At 48.6% G+C, this 8,312-nt stretch carries 8 protein-coding genes; 4 read left to right on the top strand and 4 right to left on the bottom strand.

Annotation, left to right across the window (positions count from 1 at the left end; all coding sequences use genetic code 11):
• The 4 genes from BZG80_RS13350 to BZG80_RS13335 form a co-directional block, all read right to left on the bottom strand.
• On the bottom strand, positions 1 to 408 hold a 408-nt coding region (locus BZG80_RS13350), incomplete at its 3' end, for a hypothetical protein (RefSeq protein WP_198532956.1).
• A 156-nt stretch (positions 409 to 564) separates the two neighbouring features.
• Positions 565 to 2,724 carry a DUF7657 domain-containing protein gene (locus BZG80_RS13345; protein WP_077679581.1) on the bottom strand — a complete coding sequence of 720 codons (2,160 nt, stop codon included), beginning with the start codon at positions 2,722 to 2,724 and terminating at the stop codon, positions 565 to 567.
• A complete protein-coding gene (locus tag BZG80_RS13340) occupies positions 2,714 to 3,691 on the bottom strand; it encodes a glycosyltransferase family 2 protein (protein WP_077679580.1) in 978 nt (325 codons plus the stop codon). Before BZG80_RS13340 ends, BZG80_RS13345 begins: the two co-directional genes overlap by 11 nt.
• An 8-nt stretch (positions 3,692 to 3,699) precedes the next feature.
• Entirely contained in the window at positions 3,700 to 4,053 is a 354-nt protein-coding gene (locus BZG80_RS13335; RefSeq protein WP_077679579.1) for an EamA family transporter, read from the bottom strand.
• Positions 4,054 to 4,316: 263 nt separating this feature from the next.
• Between BZG80_RS13335 and BZG80_RS15995 the strand changes: the two genes are divergently transcribed.
• From BZG80_RS15995 to BZG80_RS13315, 4 genes are all read left to right on the top strand, one after another.
• Positions 4,317 to 4,616 carry a hypothetical protein gene (locus BZG80_RS15995; protein WP_198532955.1) on the top strand — a complete coding sequence of 100 codons (300 nt, stop codon included), beginning with the start codon at positions 4,317 to 4,319 and terminating at the stop codon, positions 4,614 to 4,616.
• An 81-nt stretch (positions 4,617 to 4,697) separates the two neighbouring features.
• The gene (locus tag BZG80_RS13325; RefSeq protein WP_077679577.1) at positions 4,698 to 5,387 is read left to right on the top strand and encodes a YjbF family lipoprotein; all 690 of its coding nucleotides are present in this window, start codon (positions 4,698 to 4,700) and stop codon (positions 5,385 to 5,387) included.
• Positions 5,380 to 6,123: a capsule biosynthesis GfcC family protein gene (locus BZG80_RS13320; protein WP_077679576.1), complete on the top strand. Its 744-nt coding sequence runs from the start codon at positions 5,380 to 5,382 to the stop codon at positions 6,121 to 6,123. Before BZG80_RS13325 ends, BZG80_RS13320 begins: the two co-directional genes overlap by 8 nt.
• The gene (locus BZG80_RS13315) at positions 6,123 to 8,306 is read left to right on the top strand and encodes a YjbH domain-containing protein (protein WP_077679575.1); all 2,184 of its coding nucleotides are present in this window, start codon (positions 6,123 to 6,125) and stop codon (positions 8,304 to 8,306) included. The genes BZG80_RS13320 and BZG80_RS13315 overlap by 1 nt, the downstream gene beginning before the upstream one ends.
• Positions 8,307 to 8,312: the final 6 nt, after the last annotated feature.

Genomic DNA, 8,312 nt, shown 5'->3' with positions numbered 1-8,312 from the left:
AATATCTTTAATAGCGGGGTTAGTCATAAAGGAAGCGACCATGAAAAAGGCAGTCACGGCATACAAGATTTTACGTTTTCTTAAGCGGCTATTTGAGCTTTCATTTATACGCTTAAATACTTTAAAGCTAAACACCGATACGACTAAAACATATACAATCGTTGCAATTATTAATCCTAGATACTCTTTTATACCCGCCCCACCAAGTCCTGCTTTCAGGTGAAAGATTACAGCTTCATCGATGCCATTTCCTGTAAAGTAGTTTGCTACATAGAAAAATCCATAAAGCAACATCGCTGATATAGAGCCGAAAAGCACAAGATACACAGCTTTTCGACTGGGTCCAGCACTATTCAAGACAAGTATTGCGGCGAATAAAAATAAAAAGGAAACTAGGATTAAGTACATAGGGCGACGCAGCCTATCTCTAAAACAAAAAAATCATACCTCCATCATACTAAAAATAACTGCCGATTTCATTAAAATGTCACATTATAATGCTTAGACAGCTACTGCACCATACAGGCCCTACACGCCTATGGCAATGTGAGCCTGCATTCGATATTAATATTTACAAGTGAGCTTTTCCTCAAGGTGTGCCGTCATTAATAGTGTTAAGTCATCATTTTTTGAAGTTGAGACAAGGCAGGTTCCCTGTTCTTTCAAGACTTTTTTTATTGCATCCGTTTTTTTGAAAACCAGCTTAAAGCCTGAATACATCATATCGGGCTGGTCTAGCGCATTAGCGACGTCAGGCCGACGTATTCTTTCTGAATAGATTAAGTTTGATAGATCAATATTCCCCAGGATACTCCGGCGGTTTGATTGTGCCCAACCTTTAATCTGGATAAACTCATCACCAATATCAACGGCATCAACCACTCCAAAGGTTGATTCGGCTTTATAGTCATCCGTTAATCTATTCAACGTTTGGTAGTGCTCATCATTAGATTTTGGTTTAACATCCCAAATAGGCACATGAATTTGATCAGGAAAGGGAGTTTCAGGCGTCTGAATTTTATCTGAAACATAGATATGGGCATATCGATTGAATATAAAGTTTAGCGTTGACGCCTCCATATCAGGATACATCTTCCGAAAGAAGTCTAATTGAGGCTGTACAAGCACCGTCGTGAATGAATTCAAACCAAGGCCTGATAAAATTGCACCTCTATATCGATCACTCACCACCCAGTGGGGTGGCGTCTGGTTGGCCCCTTCCTCCAATTGATTGACCACATCACGAGTATGTAAATCAAAAATAGGAAACGCTGACTGAATTGGGTTAAACCCCCCATACGCATAAATATTAGGCATCAGAGCCATTGCGACTACCAGCCCCTTTTTATACTTGCCAAGCTGACTACTGCACCGATAAAGGCAAAATCCAACACCAGCCACAATAACAAGCGCAAGCTCTGGAGTATTTTTATCAAACCAATCGACCAACCCAAGCGCACTGGATAAGAACATGCTAACCGCCACCAGTGTCGCCAGCACTACAAGGCGCGTGCGGGTTATCATAACTTGCCCTTCCACCAGTACCACCAGCGCGAGGTAGTTTAGGGTTAGGCCAAGTAAAAATACCAATCGATTTGAAGGCACTTTGTCCAACAACAATAGCTTGGCGATCACTGCCGGGACTGGGGTGAGCATCCATAGGGTACAAAAAGTAGCAAGCACGGTTGCGCCCATTATTGCACGTCGCCCCACCGCACTCGGGTTCGGTTTCACTAAGCTTGCGACAATAATGGGCAACAAGGAACCTGCTGTGGCCACCTCACAAATATTCAGACCAAGGAGATCGCTGTATCGGGAATGAGCAATAAACGGCAACAACGAGGATAACCATAATAATCCGCTCGTTTGTCCACCTGGTGACACACGTTGGCCTGGATAGACGGTATTGATCATGACCGAGATGACATCCTGAAAATACCATAGTGTCACTCCTACACCGGCCAGACAGACCACTGCTGTTAACACAAGTTGTAATTTCGGCACTCGCCACCAACGCCACTGGTGCACAAAGAGTAGCATCACACCAAAATAAGCGATGGAGATAATAATGGGAGGATAGGTGTGCGATAACAGCCACACGCAAGCCACGTAGAACAAGAGCACATAATGCAACGCATGATGTTGCCAACGTAAAATCAACAACAGTAACCAGGGGCTAATAGCCAGTACGGGCCCAAGTGTCGTCCACCAAAATTGGCTAAAACCGGTAAAAAACAGGAGTACACTTACTGCCGCTGCATACCAAGAAACATGTGCTTTATCGACATTGAGATCACTGATCAACCGTTTAAAAAGGCATTTCCACCCCAACAAAAAAGACACAATTATCAAGCCATGATGCAGCGCAAACGCACGTGCGGGCTCGAGCAGCCAAAACGGCCACATTAAGGGCTTAAATATCAGCCCCCAATCGGCAAGCGGCACCGCATTAAAGCCGCGTAAGTCATGATGATAGGTAGAAAACTCGTTAAAACGCTCAAAGCCATTTAAAACGGCCATTTGGATATAAGGCGTCCACACTGTCCATTCATCTGTTCGAATAGGTCGTGGCGTACCTGCTAATAACCCTTCTCCGTCAAAACCGAAAAGACTCAGAGCGGCACCATAAGATGATGGCGTAAGAGCAAAAATCACGATTGGGATAAGCAGCAGCAAGCAGAATACATCAAACTTATCAAGCTTTAACACGGACTTAACCGTCATCTTTTTTTCTCCGCGTACAAGAAAACCAGCGCTGTAACGGCCGCTTGGGAGCGTGGGTCATGTCATAATCTATCGCACTGAGTAAAAGCTGAAAGCCCATAATCAGCGGCAATACCGCCAGCATCACAGTGCCGGTGGTGGCCTCATCGCCTGACACAATCGAGCCAATCCAATGCGCGCCGCCCCACACACTTCCTATCAACATTAACAGCAGGCCTAAGACCAGCTTCATGCTTGCGCCGTTAAAATCGCGGAGAAAATAGGTATAAAAAACCCGTTTAAAAAATGCCTTGATATACAGCGGTGGAAAATCAACCAGCACTTTTTTTATCGACAAGTTGCTTTCTTCATCGTCATACACCGCATCCATCGGAATATCTTGTACCACTGCACGTAAGGTACCCAAGCGGAAAAGCATATCGCTTTCAAAAAAGTAGCGTTGACTGAGTTTATCTAACGGCATGAGCTGTAAGGCTTGACGATGAATGGCGGTGTACCCATTAGTTGGGTCCATAACTTGCCAATACCCACTCGATACTTTATTGATAAAAGACAGCGCCGCATTGCCAAACTTACGCACAAACGGCATGGTTGTGAGCGATTCGAGAGCGAAAAAACGCGATCCTTTGGTGTAATCAGCTTCACCGCGCAAAATGGGCGCAACAAAATGCGGCAACAACTCGGGGTCCATTTGCCCATCACCATCAATTTTCACCACAATGTCAATGTCATCATCTAGCGCTTGTTGATAGGCGGTGACGATCGCGCCACCAACGCCCTGGTTTTGGACATGATAAATGACCTTCACGCGACTATCGGTACTGTTTTGTGACACATGGCTACCGGATTGCTCAGGACAACAATCATCTACCACATAAATGGTGTCCACATCGTCGCCAATACGCGCGATGACGTCCAGAATATGCTTTTTTACCTTATAACAAGGAATGGCGACCGCAATGCGCATACTAACTCCTAACGTACAATCACGAGCAAACCGCTAATAATCAGCCCTGCACCCAGCAAGGTGCGCCACTGAAAGGGTTCGTTGAGAAAAATCATGCCCAGCACAGGCACAATAATAAAGGCGAGTGCCATAAACGGATATGCGATAGACAAAGGGACTAAACGCAGCGCATACACCCACAAAATGGTTGCGAACCCGTAGATCACTAAGGCTGAAAACAAATATTTATTAAACACAAAGCCAATGATGGATGACCAGCTTAAAACGGTTGGAAAATACGGCGAAGCCAGCTTGAACAGGATTTGACCGGTAGAAATGCCTAGCACACACAGCAAAATGATGCTGACGTTAAAAATACTCATAATGACTCACTGATACCACCATCCAAAAACCAAGCGATTGTACGCTATATCAAGCACTAAAATCGAGCCCCTTCCTGCCACAGTCACGCACGAGTAAACGATTTGATCACTTCAACCCTAGGAGCATGGGAGAAGCAGCGTATAAGAAAAAGTAAAAGATATGTTCGCTATTTATTTTACTTCCACTGCCGTAGCGATTACAGTTTGTAGATGTCTGCATAGGCAGGCGTTTTTGTATTGACGCACAAATCACGGAGAGACTAATGAAAAAAATCGCAACAGGCGTAATTGCCATGCTGTTTGCTGCAAGCGCAATGGCAGCAGGTGAAGCCGCACCCGGTGCGGGTGCAAGTGGTAGTGCAGGTGCAGGCGCAGGTGCTGCTGGTTCAGGTGCTGGCGCAGCAGGTGCAGGCGCAGCAGGTGCAGGCGCAGGTGCTGCTGCTGCGGGTGGTATCGGTGCTGCAGGCGTTGCTGGTATTGCTGCTGCTGCCGCAGTGGGTATTGCCGTTGCTGCATCAGACGATGACAACAGCACAACAACCTCTGTCAGCGCTCAGCAATAAACGACAGTATTTTGAATGGCTGCAAATGCATATTGCGGCCATTTTTTATCGAGTTAACCTAACGCCCGCCTCCTACCACTTATGACAAAAACCAATCAGGCCATTGTAGTGACGCTCATCGCCCTTATCTCGTCTGGGTGTACACAGCGCATCCAGGATCTTGGCGACTCATTTAAGTTTGCTTATCAAGGTTATCCCGACGTACGAAAAAGCTGGGACGAAATAAATGCGCTTCCCTATGCTAGCCTCTACGCCCAACTTGATAACGGTCCGCAAGGCTTTATGGTGCTCGCCTTTGTTGAGCCCAGCCAACACCCGAGCCCAAATTTAAAATGGTTATCGGGCGATAACGAAATGCTCGTAACGCGGAACGGTCGATTAGTTAAAACAGTGAATTTGACTGATGGTAATCTAACCGCCACGCACACTGACTCTCCCGATCCATTAAGCGTTGGCCTTAACACCATCACCATGCCGCACACATGGTCACGCACCATTGACTGGCAACCGGGCAACCACAGTGGCTACCGAGCTGACTCCACCTTTAAACGCGGCAAGCCACAAAATGTCTCAGTGAACGGCACGCCCGTGATAACAACGCACTATACCGAATTCGTCACCATTCCGGCACTTGATACTCAATATACCAATGACTATTGGATCGCTAACGACACGGGTAAAATCATCAAATCCTATCAGCACCTCGCACCGGGGCTACCCGCGGTGACACTGACCCATTTAAAGTCATATCAAGGGGGCGAAGATGATTAATTATCACGTGATCAAGCGCGGATTATGCGCCGTCGCCTTGCTAATGGTGATCCCAGCCAAGGCCAACATGCTCACTGCCAATCAAGACATTGCGCTGTCGTTCACGCAGCCACCGCACCTGGCTGAAGCGGTACTAACCATCACACAGGCTCAACAACGCTCACTTGATGATGTCTATTGGCCCGCCGCCGGGCTCTATCAGCAAGACAGTGAAAAAGCCAAGAATATCGCTGATTTGCAACCGGTTCGTCATCAAATCGCCGTCAATACCGGTACCGTAAAAAAACAGTGGCAAATGCTGTATCAAGCACTCAACCAAATGGCGGTTGCCGAGCGCGTGCCCGGCGCGATTGACCCAGATATCACCCGAATCACGCCCGGTGCCAACCCACGCTTAAAGGGCCAGTGGCATTTGCAGCTCCCTGAACGCCCAACAAAGGTGACAGTCCTCGGCGCGGTGAATCAACCGGGGGACTATCCTTGGGGTGAGCGACACGCGGCCAGTGACTATATCCAGCAAACCAAGACAGACACATTAGGCGTCTCTCACGTATGGGTGATCAGCCCCACCGGCGAGCGCGCCCAATACCCAATTGCTTATTGGAATAACGAGCATCACGATATCTTACCTGGGTCGGTGATTTATCTGCCTTTGTCCGAAATAGAGAGCAAGGCACAGTCAACGTCTCCTAATCAACACGTGCTGACGTATCTGCAAAATAGGTTCATTGAATAATGCGGTTTTTCTCTTCTCCCTCTCATCGCTTTTGGTTCAGCACCGTTGCATTGGCCGTAAGCAGCGCGGTATCGGCCGATACGTTTGACTACCCAGCGCTGGTGCACTCACAAACCGACTTTGGCGGTGTGGGCCTCATGCAAATGCCCACCGCGCGCACGGCTCCCGACGGGGAATTTACCCTAGGCAGTACCTACAACGAAGACTATGTGCACTTTAATACCTCGCTTCAGTTGTTTCCTTGGCTAGAAACCACCGTCCGCTATACCCAGGTTCACGACTTACTTTATAGCAATGATCCCAGTTTTAGCGGCGATACCAAATACACCGACAAAAGCATTGATGCAAAATTACGCCTGATGCAAGAAAGCTTCTGGCTACCAGAACTCGCGGTTGGTGTACGGGATATTGGCGGCACTGGCTTATTTGATGGCGAATACCTGGTCGGCTCAAAACGCGCGGGCCCGTTTGATTTCACGCTCGGCGTCGGCTGGGGTTATATGGGCAACCGCGCCAACCTCACCGGCGATAAAAACCAATCGGTGGATTGTGGTCGTGACACCACCTACTCCGGCAACGGCGGCAGTGTTGATATTAATCGCATGTTTACCGGCTGTACCGCGTTATTTGGCGGGGTGGAATATCAAACCCCCTACGCACCACTGAGCTTAAAGCTTGAATACGACGGTAACGATTACAAAGCCGACTTTATTAGCACGCGAACCGGTATTCCAATGGACGTGAACAGCCCTTGGAATGTGGGTGCCGTCTATCGCTTAGGGGATTGGGGTAGCGCACGGTTAGCCTATGAACGTGGCGCCGTCGTGACCGCCGGATTAAGCTTACATACCAACTTTAATCAGATCGACAGCTTTTGGCTTGACGATCACGCGCCAATCTATCAACCAGCCCCTACGCAGACGGACTTAAGCGACGACCAATGGCAGGCCCTGAGCACTCAACTTGCCCGAGTTGCCGGGTATCAAGATAACCAAGTGCACTTTGATGGCACCACCGTCACAGTGACGGGTGAGCAACGCAAATACCGCAACCAAGACACCGCCCAAACGCGCGCCGCCACTTTAATAGCCAATACAGGCATTGACGCCAAACAATATCGGATTATTGACCAAGCGAAACGTCAGCCCATCACTGAAACCGTGATTGATACCAACACCTATGCCGCCGTCGCCACCAACAGCTATGTGGGCGCAAACCCCAACGATGCACGCACGCGCCAGCAGCCGCAACTCACATCGGGCACCGTAAAAGCCAACCAGCGCGATAATATTGATGCGGGTCTCGCCCCTGTGTTTGTACAATCGTTTGGCGGCTCCGAAAACTTTTACATGTACTCACTGGGCGTCAGTGGTAACGCGACCGCGCGGCTAGGTAATCACCTGCTTGCGTCATCCAGTGTCTATGTGAACATTGCCGACACCTACGACAAATTCAAGTACACCGTGCCGCCTGATGGCACCGATCTTAAGCGTGTTCGTACGCTCAACCGACAGTACTTAGAAGACACCGTGCGGGTCACCAACTTACAACTGACCTATCTCGATCACTGGGGCGACAATTGGTATACCCAAACCTATGGCGGCTACTTAGAAACCATGTTTGCCGGTGTCGGGGGCGAAGTGCTTTACCGCCCCATGAATAGCCAGTTTGCCGTGGGATTCGACGCAAACTATGTCAAACAACGGGAGCCCGGCTCGGCGTTTGGGCTATTTAAAAACGAATATCAACCTGCAGAAAATGGCAACCGTGAATTCCGGGTGCAAACCGGCACCACCACCGGCCATGCCACGCTTTACTGGCAAAACCCGCTCGGCGTATTTGATGGCACCTTAGCCAAAATTAGCGCCGGTCGCTATTTAACAGAAGATGTGGGGGTGACTGTTGATATCGCTAAACAGTTTGACAGTGGCATCACCGTGGGCGCATACGCCAGCAAAACCGACTTGTCCGCAGAAGAGTTTGGCGAAGGCAGCTTTACCAAGGGCTTTTATGTCTCCATTCCGTTTGACTTACTCACGATAAAACCAACCACCGCTCGGGGCGGTGTATCGTGGCAACCGCTACAACGCGACGGTGGGCAAAAACTCAACACCAAGTATTCGCTCTATGAATTAACGGATGATCGCGCCCCTTGGTTTACGCGCCCGGCAGATAGCCATTAGACTACG

This window comes from Salinivibrio sp. MA440 (assembly GCF_001996265.1).
In the GTDB taxonomy this organism is placed as follows: domain Bacteria; phylum Pseudomonadota; class Gammaproteobacteria; order Enterobacterales; family Vibrionaceae; genus Salinivibrio; species Salinivibrio costicola.
The sequence above is the reverse complement of the archived record's forward strand: the minus strand, read 5'-3'. Positions and strand labels throughout refer to the sequence as shown.